The 18,253-nt window shown below is 43.9% G+C and carries 21 protein-coding genes; 15 read left to right on the top strand and 6 right to left on the bottom strand.

What is annotated here, in order from left to right:
• The first annotated feature begins 219 nt into the window (after window positions 1–219).
• The gene (locus tag L1D23_RS09075) at window positions 220–468 is read left to right on the top strand and encodes a YciN family protein (protein ID WP_239865703.1); all 249 of its coding nucleotides are present in this window, start codon (window positions 220–222) and stop codon (window positions 466–468) included.
• A gap of 39 nt (window positions 469–507) precedes the next feature.
• Here the strand turns inward: L1D23_RS09075 and aroA are convergent, their stop codons facing one another.
• On the bottom strand, window positions 508–1,788 hold the full coding sequence (aroA, locus tag L1D23_RS09070) for a 3-phosphoshikimate 1-carboxyvinyltransferase (RefSeq protein ID WP_239865702.1): 1,281 nt from the start codon (window positions 1,786–1,788) through the stop codon (window positions 508–510).
• Window positions 1,789–1,947: 159 nt separating this feature from the next.
• Complete coding sequence (locus L1D23_RS09065; RefSeq protein ID WP_239838277.1) at window positions 1,948–2,403, bottom strand: glycine zipper 2TM domain-containing protein; 456 nt, start codon at window positions 2,401–2,403, stop codon at window positions 1,948–1,950.
• A gap of 17 nt (window positions 2,404–2,420) precedes the next feature.
• Here L1D23_RS09065 and aat point away from each other — a divergent pair, with 17 nt between their 5' ends.
• The 3 genes from aat (at window position 2,421) to infA (ending at window position 4,137) form a co-directional block, all read left to right on the top strand.
• A complete protein-coding gene (aat, locus tag L1D23_RS09060; protein WP_239865701.1) occupies window positions 2,421–3,143 on the top strand; it encodes a leucyl/phenylalanyl-tRNA--protein transferase in 723 nt (240 codons plus the stop codon).
• On the top strand, window positions 3,140–3,838 hold the full coding sequence (locus tag L1D23_RS09055) for an arginyltransferase (RefSeq protein ID WP_239865700.1): 699 nt from the start codon (window positions 3,140–3,142) through the stop codon (window positions 3,836–3,838). Before aat ends, L1D23_RS09055 begins: the two co-directional genes overlap by 4 nt.
• A gap of 80 nt (window positions 3,839–3,918) precedes the next feature.
• Entirely contained in the window at window positions 3,919–4,137 is a 219-nt protein-coding gene (infA, locus tag L1D23_RS09050) for a translation initiation factor IF-1 (RefSeq protein WP_001040192.1), read from the top strand.
• Window positions 4,138–4,221: 84 nt separating this feature from the next.
• Here infA and L1D23_RS09045 read toward each other — a convergent pair whose 3' ends face one another.
• Both L1D23_RS09045 and cysS read right to left on the bottom strand, forming a co-directional pair.
• Window positions 4,222–4,800: a thymidine kinase gene (locus L1D23_RS09045; protein WP_239838233.1), complete on the bottom strand. Its 579-nt coding sequence runs from the start codon at window positions 4,798–4,800 to the stop codon at window positions 4,222–4,224.
• Window positions 4,801–4,868: 68 nt separating this feature from the next.
• A complete protein-coding gene (cysS, locus tag L1D23_RS09040; RefSeq protein WP_239865697.1) occupies window positions 4,869–6,254 on the bottom strand; it encodes a cysteine--tRNA ligase in 1,386 nt (461 codons plus the stop codon).
• A gap of 203 nt (window positions 6,255–6,457) precedes the next feature.
• Here cysS and L1D23_RS09035 point away from each other — a divergent pair, with 203 nt between their 5' ends.
• The 4 genes from L1D23_RS09035 to L1D23_RS09020 all read left to right on the top strand — a co-directional run bounded on the left by L1D23_RS09035 (window position 6,458) and on the right by L1D23_RS09020 (window position 9,550).
• A complete protein-coding gene (locus L1D23_RS09035) occupies window positions 6,458–6,952 on the top strand; it encodes a peptidylprolyl isomerase (RefSeq protein WP_006962924.1) in 495 nt (164 codons plus the stop codon).
• 56 nt (window positions 6,953–7,008) lie between these two features.
• On the top strand, window positions 7,009–7,755 hold the full coding sequence (gene lpxH / locus L1D23_RS09030) for a UDP-2,3-diacylglucosamine diphosphatase (protein WP_239865695.1): 747 nt from the start codon (window positions 7,009–7,011) through the stop codon (window positions 7,753–7,755).
• Window positions 7,756–7,819: 64 nt separating this feature from the next.
• Complete coding sequence (locus L1D23_RS09025) at window positions 7,820–9,037, top strand: EAL and HDOD domain-containing protein (protein WP_239865693.1); 1,218 nt, start codon at window positions 7,820–7,822, stop codon at window positions 9,035–9,037.
• 18 nt (window positions 9,038–9,055) lie between these two features.
• Entirely contained in the window at window positions 9,056–9,550 is a 495-nt protein-coding gene (locus L1D23_RS09020; protein ID WP_239865691.1) for a YchJ family protein, read from the top strand.
• Between the two features lie 62 nt (window positions 9,551–9,612).
• Here the strand turns inward: L1D23_RS09020 and L1D23_RS09015 are convergent, their stop codons facing one another.
• On the bottom strand, window positions 9,613–9,900 hold the full coding sequence (locus tag L1D23_RS09015; RefSeq protein WP_239838228.1) for a DUF1315 family protein: 288 nt from the start codon (window positions 9,898–9,900) through the stop codon (window positions 9,613–9,615).
• 108 nt (window positions 9,901–10,008) lie between these two features.
• Between L1D23_RS09015 and L1D23_RS09010 the strand changes: the two genes are divergently transcribed.
• A complete protein-coding gene (locus tag L1D23_RS09010) occupies window positions 10,009–10,830 on the top strand; it encodes a DUF2989 domain-containing protein (protein WP_239865689.1) in 822 nt (273 codons plus the stop codon).
• A gap of 54 nt (window positions 10,831–10,884) precedes the next feature.
• Here the strand turns inward: L1D23_RS09010 and msrB are convergent, their stop codons facing one another.
• Window positions 10,885–11,289 (bottom strand): peptide-methionine (R)-S-oxide reductase MsrB, encoded by a 405-nt coding sequence (msrB, locus tag L1D23_RS09005; protein WP_239865688.1) that lies wholly within the window; start codon window positions 11,287–11,289, stop codon window positions 10,885–10,887.
• Window positions 11,290–11,625: 336 nt separating this feature from the next.
• Here msrB and gap point away from each other — a divergent pair, with 336 nt between their 5' ends.
• From gap to L1D23_RS08975, 6 genes are all read left to right on the top strand, one after another.
• Entirely contained in the window at window positions 11,626–12,621 is a 996-nt protein-coding gene (gap, locus tag L1D23_RS09000; protein ID WP_006962931.1) for a type I glyceraldehyde-3-phosphate dehydrogenase, read from the top strand.
• A 156-nt stretch (window positions 12,622–12,777) separates the two neighbouring features.
• On the top strand, window positions 12,778–13,662 hold the full coding sequence (locus L1D23_RS08995; protein WP_239865687.1) for a D-hexose-6-phosphate mutarotase: 885 nt from the start codon (window positions 12,778–12,780) through the stop codon (window positions 13,660–13,662).
• Window positions 13,663–13,778: 116 nt separating this feature from the next.
• A complete protein-coding gene (rlmA, locus tag L1D23_RS08990) occupies window positions 13,779–14,609 on the top strand; it encodes a 23S rRNA (guanine(745)-N(1))-methyltransferase (RefSeq protein ID WP_239865685.1) in 831 nt (276 codons plus the stop codon).
• A gap of 71 nt (window positions 14,610–14,680) precedes the next feature.
• The gene (locus L1D23_RS08985) at window positions 14,681–15,607 is read left to right on the top strand and encodes a ChaN family lipoprotein (RefSeq protein ID WP_239865684.1); all 927 of its coding nucleotides are present in this window, start codon (window positions 14,681–14,683) and stop codon (window positions 15,605–15,607) included.
• Window positions 15,608–15,808: 201 nt separating this feature from the next.
• Complete coding sequence (locus L1D23_RS08980) at window positions 15,809–16,165, top strand: hypothetical protein (protein ID WP_006962936.1); 357 nt, start codon at window positions 15,809–15,811, stop codon at window positions 16,163–16,165.
• 434 nt (window positions 16,166–16,599) lie between these two features.
• Entirely contained in the window at window positions 16,600–18,177 is a 1,578-nt protein-coding gene (locus tag L1D23_RS08975) for an alkaline phosphatase (protein WP_239865683.1), read from the top strand.
• Window positions 18,178–18,253 lie beyond the last annotated feature (76 nt).

The following is an 18,253-nucleotide window of genomic DNA, read 5'->3' as shown; positions in this document are numbered from 1 at the left end:
AATCGACGAATGGCAATTGTCTCGGTGCTTCGAAAGTGCCACATACTAAACGCGGCTCCATTGCTTCTGCTACTGCAACGAAAGAATTTATGCCTCCGGTCACAAAACCTAAGTTATCCCGTCAGGTTCACTGGATTGATCTGTCGCAATGGCTTTGAGCTTCAACCCTTTTACAATTGCTTCTATTATAGAGATGCGTTGATAAACGAGTAATAAAACATGACCGACAAGAAAGCTATTTCCAAATTCGAACTGCTGTTGATTGCTAACCACCTCATTCAGGAACACGAAGATTATGTTGAAGGTATGCGTGCAGACAGTGTCGAAGAAAAGGACGATGTCTTAATGTTTAAGGGGAATTACTTCTTGGATAGTGAAGGGTTACCGACAGCAAACACCACCGCAGTGTTCAACATGTTCAAGTACTTAGCGCACCACCTTTCGACAGAGTTTTCCTTAAAAGACTGAAGATAAAAGCCCTGATAATCAACGTCAGGGCTTTTATTTCTAGCAACTTAAAGAAGCCAGCTTGTCAAAGTAATCCGGGAAGGTCTTTGACGTACATTTCGGGTCATTGATGGTCACAGGGGTATCACTCAATGCCACCAAAGAAAAACACATCGCCATTCGGTGGTCATCATAGGTATCTATAGCTGCATGGATCAGGTTTTCTGGCGGTGTTACAACAATATAGTCTTCACCTTCTTCCACTTCAGCCCCCACTTTGCGCAACTCCGTTGCCATTGCAGACAAGCGATCGGTTTCTTTGACACGCCAGTTATAGACATTGCGAATCGCTGTCGTACCTTTTGCAAAAAGGGCCGTGGTCGCAATGGTCATTGCAGCGTCAGGGATATGATTAAAGTCCATATCAACCGCATTAAGCTCACCAACACGGGCGATCACATAATCATCTCCCCACTCAATTTCGGTGCCCATCTTCTCCAATGCGTCAGCAAATTGAATGTCGCCTTGAATGCTCTTTTTACCAATGCCCGTTACTTTAATTTCCCCACCTTTAATCGCAGCAGCAGCGAGGAAATAGGACGCAGAGGATGCGTCACCTTCGACTAGAAAATCACCCGGAGCAACGTAAGACTGGCCTTTACGGATGACAAATTCCTGGTAGTCATTGTTCTCTACTTCAACACCGAACTGCGACATGATGTGCAGAGTAATATCGATGTATGGCTTCGACACCAACTCACCAACGATTCTAATGGTTACATCGTCTTGTGCCAGCGGCGCAGACATCAAGAATGCCGTCAGGAATTGACTTGAGATCGAACCATCAATTTCAACCGTACCGCCCTTCAGGCCTGTTCCTTTAATTTTCAGTGGAGGAAAGTCTTCATTTTCTAGGTACTCAACATCAGCACCAGCTTGACGAAGTGCATCAACTAGGTGACCTATCGGGCGCTCTTTCATACGAGGCTCGCCCGTCAGCACATACTCTCCGCTACCCAGACATAAAGCAGCAGCGAGAGGTCGCATTGCCGTTCCCGCATTACCTAAAAAGAGCTCTAAGGCTTCTGGCGCATCAAACGCTTTACCTAGACCTTCAACCTCACACACCGTTTTGTCTTGTGACAATGTGTAATTCACACCAAGCTTTGTCAATGCATTCAGCATATGACGAATATCATCACTATCGAGTAGGTTAGTAAGACGAGTCGTCCCTTTCGCTAAAGCTGCAAGCAGTAGCGCACGGTTTGAAACACTCTTTGAACCTGGTAAGTTGACCTCACCATTGACTTTATTGATAGGTTGTAACGTAAGGCTTTCCATTAAATTTCGTTATTCCTTGATCGCTTTGCCTTCCTAAGCAAGCGATGAACAATTCTTCGTAGTTGCAGCCTATCTAAAATCGACACCTAAAACTAGACCAAAATCACAATTAGTCGCGATCTTTTATTCGGCTTATGCAATAGCAATACATAGGGCGAATCAATACTCTTTATCGACCCTTACACCGTTATCGAAATACAGTATCCGTACTTTGTCACCGCGTTCAAACAACATGGTGTTGTCGACATCCTGAATAACGTCAATCAGCTTGTCTTGTTCTGTTTTAATCAGCAGTTCGACCAACCTATACTCGATTTTATATTCTTGATTCGCTCGATTGTGCGCAATGCCCGCCCCCGCCACAGCGCCTACTGCTGTGGCGACTTCCTTCCCAGTTCCTCCGCCAAACTGGTTGCCGATAACACCGCCCACGACAGCGCCAAGCAGCGTTTCCCAGCCAGATAATTCAGCTTTGACAATATCTTGCTGAGTGAGATAACGAACGGAATCAACTTCACCAAACACGACTTGATTCACAGGTCTGGCCTGATTTCTCTCATATGCTGCATTGGCAACGAGCGGAAAAATGAATAAGATCCAAAGCCATTTTTTCATCATAGTTCTCCTGCGTCATGGCGATTTATTTAACTGAACTCGACGAAGACAAACTTTGGTTTCCACCTCCATGCGAAGCCCTGAATGATCCAAATGGTTTGCTTGCATTCGGTGGCGACCTTTCTCCAGATCGTCTCTTGCTCGCTTACCAGAATGGGATTTTCCCGTGGTATGGGCCAGGTGAGCCTCTTTTATGGTGGAGCCCATCTCCGAGAGCTGTATTTGATCCTAAGACATTTAAACCGGCTAAAAGTCTTAAAAAGTTTCAAAGAAAGCATCAATATCGGATCAGTATCAACCTAGCAACAGAGTCCGTCATTGATCACTGTGCATCAATGCGCTCAGAACATGAAACTTGGTTGAATGAGGAAATGCGTTCCGCGTATAAGCAAATGGCTTCTCTTGGCCACTGCCATTCTGTCGAGGTGTGGAACCATGATGAGTTAATTGGAGGTCTGTATGGGCTTTCGATTGGCCAAGTATTCTGTGGAGAGTCTATGTTCAGCCGAGAAACCAATGCATCCAAAATCGCGTTATGGTATTTCTGCGAATATTTCACCTCAATGAACGGCAAACTGATCGACTGTCAGGTCATGAACCCTCATTTAAAGTCTCTAGGAGCGCAAGTTATGGAGAGAGAAGTGTTTATGCAAAGCCTGCTATCCTTAAGACAGGAAAAGCTGCTTGACCACAGTTTTAAATCTCAGTGGCTTAAGCTGGCATCAGAGGAGAATCAATGAGTTCCGATCTGCAACAAATCCGCATTGGCTTGACCGACAGTCACCCTTGTAGCTATCTCAAAGATAAGCAAGAGAGAGTGGCTGTCGCTCTAGATCCAGCCATGCACACCGCTTCAAGCTATGAAGTGTTACTGGCGAACGGGTTTCGACGCAGTGGAGATACAATCTATAAGCCACATTGTGATCATTGCCAATCTTGTCAAGCACTCAGAGTCTCTATCCCAGATATTGAGCTCTCCAAAAGTCAAAAGCGCTTGCGTAATAAAGCACAGCATTTAACTTGGGAACTGCGAGATGAAATGATTCCTGGCTGGTTTGAACTGTATTCTCACTATATTAATGTTCGCCATCGTAACGGAACCATGTACCCTCCTAAGCAGAATGAGTTTGCCAAATTTTCTCAATGTCACTGGCTTAACACTCAGTATCTACATGTTTACGACCAAGATCGTTTGATTGCTATCGCCGTCACAGACATTCTTTCCAACTCCGCCAGCGCGTTTTACACCTTTTTCGACCCAGATTACGAATTATCTCTCGGGACTCTGGGTGTGATGTTTCAGCTTGAATACTGCCGCCAACAAGGAAAACAGTGGCTCTATTTGGGTTATCAGATTGACGAATGCCCGGCAATGAATTACAAAGTCCGCTTTCAGAGTCATCAAAGGCTAGTAAATCAGCGTTGGCAAGGGTAGAATACGCCCCAACTTTACTTATTTCATTTTTATCGGCACGCTAAGCTGGTAGAAATTATCCATTTTTAAAAGAGGATTAAATGGCTAAAGAAGACGTAATTGAGATGCAAGGCACTGTCCTTGATACTCTTCCAAACACAATGTTCCGTGTTGAGCTAGAAAACGGTCACGTAGTTACTGCTCACATCTCTGGTAAAATGCGTAAGAACTACATCCGTATTCTTACTGGTGACAAAGTAACTGTAGAGATGACTCCATACGATCTATCCAAAGGTCGCATCGTCTTCCGTGCTCGTTAATCTCTGATTGCTTTGCGCAATCCGAATTAGTCGAATACAACAAAAAACGGAGCCTAACGCTCCGTTTTTTGTTGTCTATTCACTTTATTTTCCAAGCGCTTCTTTGTAGTGTTGGCGGCACACTGATACGTAGCGGTCATTCCCTCCAATCGCAACCTGATCGCCCTCAGCAATGGCATTACCATGCTCATCTGTGCGGATCACCATGTTTGCTTTTCGTCCGCAATGGCAGATGGTTTTCAGTTCAACCAGTTTATCAGCCCAAGACAGAAGGTATTTGCTGCCTTCAAACAACTCACCTAAGAAGTCTGTGCGTAAGCCGTAGCACAAGACCGGGATATGAAGCTTATCCACCACTTCAGTTAACTGATAGACCTGCTCTTTGGTCAAGAACTGACACTCATCAACCAAGATACAGTGACGCTTTTCGACTTCATTTAGTGCGGCGATTTCTTGGTACAAATCAGAGTCCGCACGAAATAGGTGTGCATCTGACTGAAGACCAATACGAGAACTTACTTTACCCACACCGTATCTGTCGTCCAAAGCGGCTGTAAAAATCACAGGTGTCATGCCACGTTCTTGGTAGTTAAAAGAGGATTGAAGAAGAGTGGTGGATTTACCCGCATTCATTGCTGAGTAATAGAAATACATCTGAGCCACTAGTTGCTACCCGTATAAAAAGTTATAAAAAAGAAAAGGGCTGAATTAACAGCCCTAGAAAAGATCAGTTATTTACGACGCCAAGTGGTTCCTTCTGGACCATCTTCGAGAACAATACCCATCTCATTTAGCTTATCTCGTGCCATATCGGCATTGGCCCAGTCTTTAGAAGCACGCGAGTCGTTACGCAGTTTGATAAGCGCTTCAATCTCAGCCACTTCGTCATCATTACCTGCAGCATCACCTTTTAAGAAAGCTTCAGGCTCTTGATGAAGGATACCAATCACATCCGCCAATTCACGCATTAATGACCCCATTGCACTCGCCTGCTCTAAGTTATCATTCTTAATGCGATTGATCTCACGAGCCATATCAAACAGCACAGAATATGCTTCTGGTGTGTTGAAGTCATCGTTCATGGCTTCGGTAAAGCGCTTAACGTACTCTTCACCACCAGCAGCTGGTACTGTTAGGTCTAAGCCACGTAGCGAGGTGTAGAGACGTTCAAGAGATGCACGAGCCTGATTCAGGTTTTCTTCACTGTAGTTCAACTGGCTGCGGTAATGTCCTGACATTAGGAAATAGCGAACTGTTTCTGCATCATAATGACCAAGCACATCACGAATGGTAAAGAAGTTACCCAGTGACTTCGACATTTTCTCTTTATCGACCATCACCATGCCACTGTGCATCCAAGTATTCACATACTGAGTGTCGTGCGCACAGCATGATTGAGCGATTTCATTCTCGTGATGCGGGAATTGAAGATCCGAGCCACCACCATGAATATCGAAATGATTGCCTAAAATAGATGAGTTCATTGCTGAACACTCAATATGCCAACCTGGACGACCCGCGCCCCATGGAGATTCCCACGTAGGCTCGCCAGGCTTAGACATTTTCCATAACACGAAGTCTAACGGACTGCGTTTCGCGCTTTCTACATCGACGCGTGCTCCAGCCTGAAGCTGATCTAAATCTTGCTTTGACAACTTACCGTATTCATCAAACTGACCAACTTCAAACATGACGTCACCGTTGTCAGCAACGTATGCAAAACCGCGCTCGATCAGCTTTTCAACCAGCTCGATAATTTCAGCAATAAACTCCGTCGCACGTGGCTCAACATCCGGGCGCTTCATATTCAGAGCATCAAAATCAGCGTGCATTTCACCGATAAGGCGCTCTGTTAAAGAATCACAGCTTTCACCATTCTCGTTCGCGCGCTTGATGATTTTATCATCAATATCCGTAATATTGCGGACAAAGGTAAGATCATAACCCAGGTAACGCAAGTAACGAGACACTACGTCGAAAGAAACGAATGTACGACCATGACCGATATGACAGAGATCATAGATGGTGACTCCACAGACATACATGCCGACTTTGCCAGCATTGATTGGTTTGAATTCCTCTTTCTGTCTTGTGAGTGTGTTATATATCTTTAACATGATCTCTATCTGATTATTTAGGTGAAACAAAGTAGTGGTTCAGTATACCAATATGCAAGCCATTAGGTCATCCCTGAAATGTTTAAAAAGACGTCAACAAACTCATTAATCCCTCCTAGATAGACACTTTTCACGTATAAAAGTGGTAAAAGTTCATATAGAATTCAGACTTTAAGTCAAAGTCATAAATAAAGGACATCATCATGATCACCCTTCACACTAATTTTGGTGACATCAAAGTTGAACTAAACGAAGAAAAAGCACCAGAAACCTGCGCGAACTTCCTGCAGTACTGCCGTGATGGTTTCTACGACAACACATTATTCCACCGTGTTATCGACGGTTTCATGATCCAAGGTGGCGGCATGGAATCTGGTCTGCGTGAAAAAGCAACTCGCGCTCCCATCAAAAACGAAGCAAACAACGGCTTAAGCAACAAAGTAGGTACGCTGGCAATGGCGCGTACTATGGAACCTCATTCAGCAAGTTCACAGTTCTTCATCAACGTGAACAACAACACTTTCTTAGATTTCCGTAGCGAAAGCCTAGACGGTTGGGGTTACTGTGTGTTCGCTGAAGTGGTTGAAGGCATGGATATCGTTAACCAGATTAAAGGCGTTAGCACTGGCTCTCAAGGCATGCACCAAGACGTACCTCTTGAAGACGTTGTGATCACTGGCACCACAATCGAAGAATAATGATTGTGAGGGAGAGCACATTGCTCTCCCTCCTTCTATCTTCAGGCTCAGAAAATATGACCACACTATTTATCGCAGACCTCCACCTCTCCCCAACCACACCAGACATTACTGATTGCTTTATCCGTTTTATGCGTGAAGAAGCCATTCATGCAGATGCGCTGTACGTACTCGGTGACTTATTTGAGTTCTGGATTGGCGATGATGATAGCTCTGATTTTGCTAACCAAATTCGTAACGAGTTTAGGCATCTTACCTCTTCAGGTACTCCATGTTATTTCACCCAAGGTAATCGTGATTTTTTAGTCGGAAAGCGCTTCGCTAAACAAACTGGCGTGACCTTGTTAGGCGATGAAACCGTGATTGATTTGTATGGTAGAAAAACCGTCGTGTTGCACGGAGACACGCTATGTACTGAGGATGTCAAATACCTACAGTACCGAGAGAAAGTGCATCAACCATGGCTACAATGGATATTTAACCGTATTCCAATGTTCATCAAAAAGAAGATTGTCGCTAAAGTTCAGTCTGACATACGTTCTGACAAGCAGACAAAATCCCTCGACATCATGGACGTCACCCAGTCAGAAGTTGAAGCGGTTATGGCAAAACATCAGGTAGACTTGATGATTCATGGTCACACTCATCGCCCTAATATTCATGTGTTCACAGTTCAAAATACTGAAAAAACTCGTGTTGTTTTAGGGGATTGGTACACTCAAGGCTCAGTTCTGGTCTATGCTAAAAATAGCTTCAAGTTGGAAGCGAGGCCATTTCAGGCTTCAATAAAACAAGCCAACTAATCTCTCTTACTTATTGGTTGGAATTCGGCCGATTTTATGACTAATAAGACGTTGGAATTAGGTTTTGAAAAACTCTTACATAGCCAGACAACCCATACTAAACAGAGATAAACAAACTGTAGGGTACGAACTTCTCTTCAGGGACGGTCCTAAAAACACCTTCCCTGAAATCGATCCTGAGCTCGCAACCAGTCGTTTATTGTCTGACCACTTTCTTAGTACGCATTACGAAACACTCGGGGACAAATTGGGGTTCATTAATTTTCCCTACCAAAGCCTCGTTAACAAAGTCCCAACCATGTTTCCCAAGGACAATATGGTTGTTGAAGTGCTTGAAGACTGCCCCCCCACACAAGAGTTATTGGATGCAATCAGAGAGATGGCAAAAATGGGGTACAAAATCGCACTGGACGATTTTATCCCGAGTAAAGAGTGGAAAGCGTTCTTACCCTATGTTTCTATCATCAAGTTTGATATCAGATTAGTGCCCATAGAGAAAGCCCGCTTATTTATGATGAAGTTAGCAGGCTCTAATATTTTGTTCTTGGCCGAAAAAGTAGAAACCTATGAAGAGTTTGAACAGGCCAAAAAAGCGGGTTTTGAATACTTTCAAGGCTATTTTTTTAGTAAACCCGAAGTGTTGTCACGTAAAGCACTAGAAGCCTCTTTCATTACCGTCATTCAGCTTATGCAAGAGATTGCCAAAGATGATCTGGACTATACAAAGATAGAGTCCCTGATTAGTAAAGACGTTAGCCTTTCCTTTAAACTGCTGTCTTTTGTTAATTCTTCATCCATTGTTCAGACGCAAATTCAATCTTTTAAACAAGCACTGGTTTATTTAGGCGAAGAGAAGCTACGGAAGTTTATTTCATTAGTTTCTCTGGCTTCCACTCAAGACAATAAGCCAGACTACCTTTACAGCTTATCGATACAAAGAGCGCGATACTGTGAACTACTGGGCACAAAACTGGCCACCCAGCCTGAGTCTGGCCAAGCCTTCCTCACTGGAATCTTTTCCTTACTTGATAGCCTACTCGATAAGCCCTTAGAACAAATTGTGAACGAAATACCCATCGATAAGTCAGTAAAACTAGCGTTGACACAAAATGCAGGCATACTAGGCAAAATTCTTATGTTAACAGAAGCGTACGAGCTGGCAGATTGGGAAGAGGTATCGCATCTTTGTGAGTCTTTAGGACTCAAGCCACAAGACCTAAGCGATTGCTATGAAGAATCACTAAAGTGGACAGCCGATCTGCTCTCAGTTTCAACCAAATAACAGTTCATCGGAGCCGTCATGCAGTACTGCCCTTGTGGTAATAACAAGGCATACAGCGAATGCTGTGAGCCTATTCATCTTGATCACGCGAAAGCAACCACCCCAGAACAATTAATGCGTTCCCGTTATAGCGCCCATGTAAAGCGTCTCGTCGATTATGTCATCAATACATACCATCCGACTTGCCAAGCCAGTGAGCAACGTGAGGGCATTGAACAGTCGGTAGAAAGCGATTGGTATAAACTGGAAGTCACAAGTTGTGAACCAGGCTCTAATAAAGACGAAGGCTTTGTGTCATTCAGAGCCTATTTCAACGAGGAAGGTGTGCAACACTGCTTGGAAGAACGTTCGCGCTTTGTGAGAGAAAATGGGCTTTGGTACTATATTGATGGGACATTTCCCAAACCTGAGGTCGATTCAAGGCTGACTCAATCAGTCAAAAATCTCAAAGTAGGACGCAATGATCCATGCATTTGTGGCAGTGGTAAAAAGTTTAAAAAATGCTGCGGATAAAATAGTATTGAATAATGAAAAGCAGGGCTAGTGTGTCCCTGCTCTTTACATTTCATCAGCGATTAAGAGTCTTTATTCGGGTTGACTCTCATTATATCGTTTTGATCTTGCTTGAATTGCTTTTTCAGTTCTGCTTTAGATTTAAAACTGATCTCTCCACCTTGAGCCACTGTCATATGCTGAGCTTCCGAATTATGTTTAGATTGATACAACATCACAGCTTGCATACATGAATCTCGCTGCTCCTGAGAAAGTGATGTACCCTCAGGCCACTTCCCCGTTTCTACAGCATATAATAGACGCTCATATGCCTCTGGTGTAATGGCATTAATTAACTGCTCTGCGTCCATGGTCTATCCTTAAAGTTGTAACCGAGATGGAAAGAACATAACTGGCTGGCATTCTGAGTCAAGATTGCACCAAAGAATAAGTGTAACGGATCACAAGCAAATCAAAATATGAAGCATATAAAAGCACTACTCATCTTTAGCATGCCCATAGCATTAATAGGGTGCTTCGAAAATCGTCAGAATACTGACAAGCTGTGCGCTGATAACCCGAGTTTACAATGCGAACGACTTAATATGAATGATGGTCAATGTCGAGTACCTCGAACTGATTTGATTTGGCACCGCTATGAAGTTTTAAAACAGCCCACCGATAGCAACATTATTGAGGAGTACCGTTTCCTTGCTGGATACAAAAAATGCCTTGAACTCGCTTCTCAAATCCAGCCCATTGAGCAAGCTGGACTTAAAGAAAGGCGGTTTAATGCTTTAATGAACTCAGGTGAAGACTTAGAAAAGTTAATCGAACGGATCCGTCAATCTAACTCCCCTGAATCGCTCTATTTTCTTTGGAGCCAAACCGGAGATGACCAAGCTCAGCGAAGCTTTCTACAATTAGAAGGCACTCCAGCCTTAGAAACGGCAGAAATGCAGTATGCACTTGCAACTTTCTATACCAGTCGAGATCTGGAGAAAACAGTCGACTTACTCAATAAATCTCTCGAATTGAGCGGAGGTAAAAACCTCAATACTGAGATTTTCAAAACACTTGCCAGCATCACCTATCAGCTTGATCGCAAAGAGCAGGCATACGTTTGGGCAATGGTTGCCAAGCGATTCGATGTCCCTATTATCGGTTCAGAGCAAGAAATGCAGATCCTTTACGGGTTCAGCCAAGAAAAATATGAACAGCTTGATGGTATTGCCGACACTATTGAAAATGCTTTAGAGAGCGGTAGTTTTCAAAGGAATATGGTTCCTAGCTTCAACTGAGTGGCAACAATCTGAAAGGATAAAACAGTAAGCGGTGATTTCGTCACCGCTTTTTCATGAATTGTTGAAAATTAACGACACTGAATTTACACAAAACCTTTCGCCAGTTGTCTTGGGGCCATCAGGGAAAACGTGACCAAGGTGGCTGTCACATACTGCACATCGAATCTCAGTCCTCACCATTCCGTGACTTAGATCTTTTAAATATCGAATGGCTTGATCATTAATAGGAGCATCAAAACTGGGCCAACCACACCCAGAATCATATTTATTTTCAGATTGAAACAGTGGCGATTGACAACAAGTACAGGCGTAAACCCCCGTCTCCTTGTTATGGAGTAATTTGCCACTAAACGGGGCTTCAGTACCCTGAAGTCGGCAGACTCTATATTCTTCATCAGAAAGCTGCTCACGCCAGTATTTATCTGGTTTTACAACTTTTTTAATATCCTGTTCCACTTTTCTTTTTCTCCACTTTTATCACTATTACTGTGACTTTTTCTTTGTAAAAACTTGCGTACTTTAATGTTTGTAGCACATACTTTGAAACCATAAAAGGATGGTTAAACTTTCATCAAGATTGAAAGCATCTGATCTATTTTACGTCAACTGGTTAGACAAAAAACCTGTAATCCGTTCAAAAGATAGTCAAATACGGCTGATTGTGAAAAAAAGCGACGCTTTTTTTTGACTTTAAACAAGTTAAGTCCGATTATCTGTTGCAGATTTTGACTGGATTCTGTAATTTTACTACCAGTTATCTTTAATCAGAAATTAAGTTGTGGAGCAACTATAATGACTATCAAAGTAGGTATTAACGGTTTTGGCCGTATCGGTCGTTTCGTATTCCGTGCAGCACAAGAGCGTAGCGACATCGAAGTTGTAGGTATCAACGACCTTATCGATGTAGAGTACATGGCATACATGCTTAAGTATGACTCAACTCACGGCCGTTTCAACGGCACTGTTGAAGTAGAAGGTGGTAACCTAATCGTTAACGGTAAGACTGTACGTGTTACTGCTGAGCGTAACCCAACTGACCTTAAGTGGGACGAAATCGGTGTTGACGTTGTTGCTGAAGCAACTGGTATCTTCCTAACTGACGAAACTGCACGTCAGCACATCACTGCTGGTGCTAAGAAAGTTGTTCTGACTGGTCCTTCAAAAGACGCAACTCCAATGTTCGTAATGGGTGTTAACGACAGCACTTACGCTGGTCAAGACATCGTTTCTAACGCTTCTTGTACAACTAACTGTCTAGCGCCTATCGCTAAAGTTCTTAACGACAAGTTCGGTATCGAATCTGGTCTTATGACTACAGTTCACGCTACTACAGCAACTCAAAAAACTGTAGACGGTCCTTCTGCTAAAGACTGGCGCGGTGGCCGTGGTGCTTCTCAGAACATCATCCCATCTTCAACTGGTGCAGCTAAAGCTGTAGGCGTTGTGCTTCCAGAACTAAACGGCAAACTGACTGGTATGGCTTTCCGCGTACCAACTGCGAACGTTTCTGTAGTTGACCTAACTGTTAACCTTAAAGAAGGCGCATCTTACGAAGCTATCTGTGCAGCAATGAAAGAAGCTTCTGAAGGCGAGCTAAAAGGTGTTCTAGGTTACACTGAAGATCAAGTTGTTTCTCAAGACTTCATCGGCGAAGTTCAGACTTCAGTATTCGATGCTAAAGCTGGTATCGCGCTAACTGACAACTTCGTGAAAGTTGTATCTTGGTACGACAACGAAATCGGCTACTCAAACAAAGTTCTAGACCTAATTGCTCACATTTCTAAGTAATGTAAGCTTTTAGCGAAGAATTTCGTTGAAGAAGTTGAAAAAGGCGACTTTAGAGTCGCCTTTTTAGTATCTGATATTCGAGAGGAAGAAAGCTCGACGCTCATTTTATGTGCTAGCGTATCGAAAAAGCTCTCTCCCAGCGATAGGAAACAATACATGGATTTAAAAACTCTCCCAGCTCTAGCCGTGCTCTCTGATAATGTCACCATCGTCGAAGTTGATCAGGTGAAAATTGTCCGCGTCATTCATGAAAAAGCAACGGCAGGCATCGCACTCCATGGGGGTCATGTCGTATCGTTTACCCCAGCAGATCAACACGATCTGATCTGGATGAGCGAGCAGGCTATCTTTGATGGTAAAACGGCACTCCGCGGTGGTATTCCTGTTTGTTGGCCTTGGTTTGGTCGTATTGCCGCTCCAGCTCATGGCTTTGCCCGCACAGCAGAATGGGAGCTGGTAGAGCACCGTGAAAATGACAAAGGTGTGATCGTTGAATTGGCGTTGTTCCCGACTGAAGAGATTCACGATATCTGGCCGCACATGTTCGATGCTCGTCTTATCGTTGAAATCAGTGATGAGTTGAAAGTGACATTGCAAGTCATGAACATCGATGACAAAGAGTGGACCTTCTCTGGCGCGCTGCACACTTACCTAAACGTCGGCGACATCAAGCAAACGCAAACAACAGGTATGGGCCCTGAATACATCGACAGCCTGAAAGCAGGCGAAGTCTGCCAAGGTGGTAAAATTCTTCAGCTCACCGATACGATTGACCGTGTTTACACTCAGCCAGAAGCGCAAATTTTGGTGCAAGACCCTGTATTGGAGCGGACACTAAGCGTGGAGAACCGAGGTCATAATTCAGCAGTGTTGTGGAACCCTTGGGCAGAAGGCGCACAAAGCATGGCTGACATGCCTAACAATGGCTACCAAACCATGATGTGTGTTGAATCAACTCTGTATGCACCAAGTGTTGATCTCGGAAAAACCCTTTACCCCGGCGAGTCACATCAACTCATCACCGTAATTTCTGCGCAATAACTCTTTTCTTTAGGCAGGTCATCCTGCCTTTTTAGCCTTAAGCCGCAGCTCTTACGCTAGTCTCAAAACCTGCTTCCTGTTAAAATTCGCGCTCTTCTTATCACCAAGAGAGCTTTATGTCCTATACCTGCCCTTTATGTCATCAGAGCTTATCGCTGACTGATCGCACATATCGATGTGATAACAACCATGCTTATGATTTAGCAAAAGAAGGCTACATCAATCTCATGCCCGTTCAACACAAGCGTTCTAAAGATCCTGGTGATAACAAAGAGATGATGCAAGCAAGACGTCGCTTTTTAGAAAAAGATTACTATCGTCCATTAAAAGAAAATGTCGCACAGATTTGTGCCAAGTATCTCACTGACACCCAGCATCAATTACTTGATATTGGGTGTGGTGAGGGCTATTACACAGCGGAAGTGGCCGTACAACTCTCTGCACAACACCCGAGTGCAGTCACTTATGGTTTAGACATCTCCAAGGTAGCTATCCGTTATGCTTCCAAGCGTTACACCAACTGCTCATTCAGTGTGGCATCGAGTACTCGTCTACCTTTTGCTGACAAGAGCTTAGATGCCGTACTGCGTATTTACGCGCCATGTAAAGCTGAAGAATTATCTAGAGTGGTTAATGAAAATGGTATCGTTATCACGGTAACTCCAGCGGGCCGACACCTCTATCAACTTCGTGAACGCATCTATACTGATGTCCGATTACACAATCAACTAGTAGAAACCATAGAAGGTTTCAGTCTTGAAGAAGAAATCCAACTCAATTACATGATGTCACTCAAAGAGGGGGATGCGTACGACTTACTTCAAATGACACCTTTTGCTTGGAAAGCGAGTCAGGAACTGCGCGATTCACTAAAATCGTCTACCTTATTCGAATGCGAGGCAGACTTCATGATTCGTATCTATCGCAAGCAACCCCACTTAGGATAATAGTTCTCATTTAGATTGAGTTATCCCTCTGCCTCCATTAGTATGCACACATCATATTTTGGAGGCACTTCATGCATAAGCATCTCACTATCCCTTTGACTTGCTTGGTATTATCGGCTTGTTCAACATCGCCTCAATACGAGGTATCCAGTTTCTACGACTATCAGCTTTTTACGCCTGATGCTAAGCCGATTTCTCTCACGCAATTACCCAATAAAGTTAAGCACGCCGATGTCATCTTAATCGGTGAGTGGCATACCCACTCCGGTATCCACCGCTTTCAAACAGAACTGTTAAAAATGCTGATATCGCAAGATCAGAATATTGCTCTCTCCATGGAGCAGTTTTCGCGTGATCACCAAGATGTTGTTGATCAATACCTCGCAGGCGAAATTGGTGAACAGACTCTGATTAAAGAGACCAACGCTTGGCCAAATTATGAAAGCGACTATCGCCCTTTAATTGAACTGGCAAAAGCAAATCAAATCGATGTCATTGCCGCTAATGCGCCGAAACCCATTGTACGCTGTATAGGGCGCCACGGTATTCACTACCTCGACGAGCTCCCCCCAGAACAACGCTCTAACGTTGCTGGACAAGTCAACACTGGCTCAAGCCCATACAAGGATAAATTCATGGCTTCTATGCACCACGGTAAGCCAGAACAAACGGAAAAACAATTTGCGGCTCAAATCACATGGGATGAAACCATGGCAGAAAGTATCACTCGCTACCTAGATAAGAACCCTGCCACTCAAGTCCTTCATATCGCCGGAAAGTTTCATATAGAACAAGGCCTGGGAACAAAAGCTTCCATCCTTTCAAGACGCCCTGAGCTCAAGGTAATAGTGATCACTCCAACTGGAGAAATTGTTTCTGACAGCGAGGATTACCAACTGCAAGTGCTCAACCCACCAGTACGATATGTTCAAAGGGAAAATCGTATGAAAGCGTACCATAGCCTAGCAAAACGGAATGAGGATTTATCTTGCCTCTGAATTGGCCTCTATTTTGCTCACTTTCACAAGAAGCATTGAGCTAACATCATGTAATTTCACTTAATAACCAGCTTTTGTAGGTAACCAATAAATTAGGCACACTTTGTGCTTGAATGTATTTCATACAAAATCGGCATATTTTGCACAAGTTTTTTACTCATTGGTCGATATATTCCATGAGGATGATGTAAGGAGATCGCTATGACACCAGTAGGAATGGAGCCAGCGAAGCTGACACCAGCCCAGCAGGTCAAGCCTCAAGCGAACCAAAGTGAGCCAAATAATGGCCCAGCGCCACTGAAAGTGGAGCAAAACAAAGTCACGCTTTCTGATGAAGGAAAAGCGTTGCTTGCCGCTTTACAGGAAATTGATAAAGAAGCCAAAGCCGCTGAAAAAGCAGATAAAACGGTCGGCGATAAAGTTGAATCCTTCACGCATGGAGCGTTAGGTATTGATAAGCCTGACGAAATCAAAGAAGAAGATGACGGTGCTTATTCTGCGGGGCAATATCTTTCCGCTGCGGCAACAGTAGGCGGCATACTTCTGGCGCTGATATAGATTTATTTCGACCTATTGCGACTTCCTATTAAGACAAATGCTTGTCAAAACAAGCATTGTATTTTTCTGCCCTGCTTCTGGCCCCCTACCCGACTTGGCGACTGATTTATAATGACTAATGAGGCTCGTCCTGACTCATAACAAGCAGCCCTTTTTAGTTTGCCCCGTATCTTCTTGTCTTTTAACAAGCTCCTGTGTAAAAGCTGAATTCAACACTTTAACCATACAGAGGTTGTAGAGTTCACCGCACTCATAGTAGACGCTACCGTCTTAGCCTTCCCTATCATCTGATAACCTCTACCATGAGGTGTTTTTGTGTCATCAAGCACAAAATACAATGATCGAGGTTATTTTATAAATTACATCATTGATGAAATAAATATGAAATGTAACAGTGATTTAATCGGGACGCTTTTACAAATAAGGACAATTCGATGAAGCACTTAACCAAACCTCTTGTCGCGGCAGTCGCGACTTCTGCGCTCTCTTTTAACGCTCTTTCGGCAGAAATTAAAAACGTTATCCTAATGATTGGCGACGGAATGGGCCCACAGCAGGTTGGCCTGCTTGAAACCTACGCGAACAAAGCTCCCAACTCTATTTATCAAGGCCAACCAACGGCATTATTTAAACTTGCTCAGGAAGGCGTGATTGGCTCCTCTCTGACCCACCCGGAAGATGCGATTGTTGTGGATTCAGCTTGCTCCGCAACTATGTTATCAACGGGTATTTATACAGGCTCTGAAGTGATCGGTATTGACTCTCAAGGCAACCATGTTCAGACCGTACTGGAAAAAGCCAAAAGCATGGGCAAAGCCACCGGTTTGGTTTCAGATACACGTCTGACCCATGCAACTCCAGCCGCCTTTGCCGCACATCAACCTCACCGTTCGTTAGAGAATGACATCGCATCTGACATGTTAGATACTGGCGTCGACGTAATGTTATCAGGCGGGCTTCGCCACTGGATTCCACAGTCAACCAACGAAAAAGGTGAAACATACAATCAACTGAAGACTCTGACTCAGGGCGATGTTTATCTTAAATCTAAACGTAAAGATGAACGTAACCTTCTTAATGAAGCTCAGCAAGGCGGGTATCAATTGGCGTTTAACCGTGAAATGATGTCTAAAGTGCAAGGCAACAAACTACTTGGCCTGTTTTCATACTCTGGTATGAATGATGGAATTGCTTACAGCGTAAGCAAAGATGACCCTGACCGCACGCAGCCAAGCCTTAAAGAGATGACCGATAAAGCTCTGGATATCCTTTCTAAGGACGAAGACGGCTTCTTCCTCATGGTTGAGGGCGGCCAAATTGACTGGGCAGGACACAGTAATGATGCCGGCACTATGCTACATGAAATGCTTAAATTTGATGAAGCCGTCAATACTGTTTACCAATGGGCACAAGGCCGTGAAGATACCATTGTGATTGTCACTGCTGATCACGAAACGGGGTCATTTGGTTTCAGCTACTCATCTCAAGATCTACCCAAGCCAGAAGCTCGAAAGGGAGAAGCGTTTGCTGAGCGCAGCTATGCACCTAACTTTAATTTCGGTTCTTTCCAGATCCTAGATAACCTTTATAATCAAAAGAAAAGTTACTATGGTATTGTCAGTGAATTCCAAAAACTCGCAAAAAATCAACAAACTGCAGCTAAATTTGCTGAATTGGTGAACAAGAATACCGAATTCCCAATCACTTCCGGTCAAGCAGCGAATGTTCTGGCCAGCAAACCCAACCCCTATCGTTTAGCAGGGCATAAGTACTTGGCCGCCGAGGAAGTACCAGCAATCAATGATTTCGACGCCTTCTTCCCATATAACGACCGCGGTAACCTGCTTGCACGTGAGCAAGCCACCAGCCAAAACATCGTGTGGGGCACTGGTACGCACACGCATACACCGGTAAACGTGTTTGCCTGGGGGCCAGCAGAAGCGATCATTCCTGTCTCAAAAATCATGCACCATTCAGAATTGGGCGAGTACATTAAGACGCAGGTAAAATAATCAAGACTAGCCCTGTGATAAACGCCTCTAACTAGAGGCGTTCTATACGACTTAAGCGGGCTTTAGTCCGTCAAAG

It is taken from the genome of Vibrio sp. Isolate24, from assembly GCF_022398215.1.
Taxonomy (GTDB): Bacteria; Pseudomonadota; Gammaproteobacteria; order Enterobacterales; family Vibrionaceae; genus Vibrio; species Vibrio coralliilyticus_A.
Note: the sequence above shows the minus strand (reverse complement) of the source record. Positions and strands in the feature narration are given on the sequence as shown.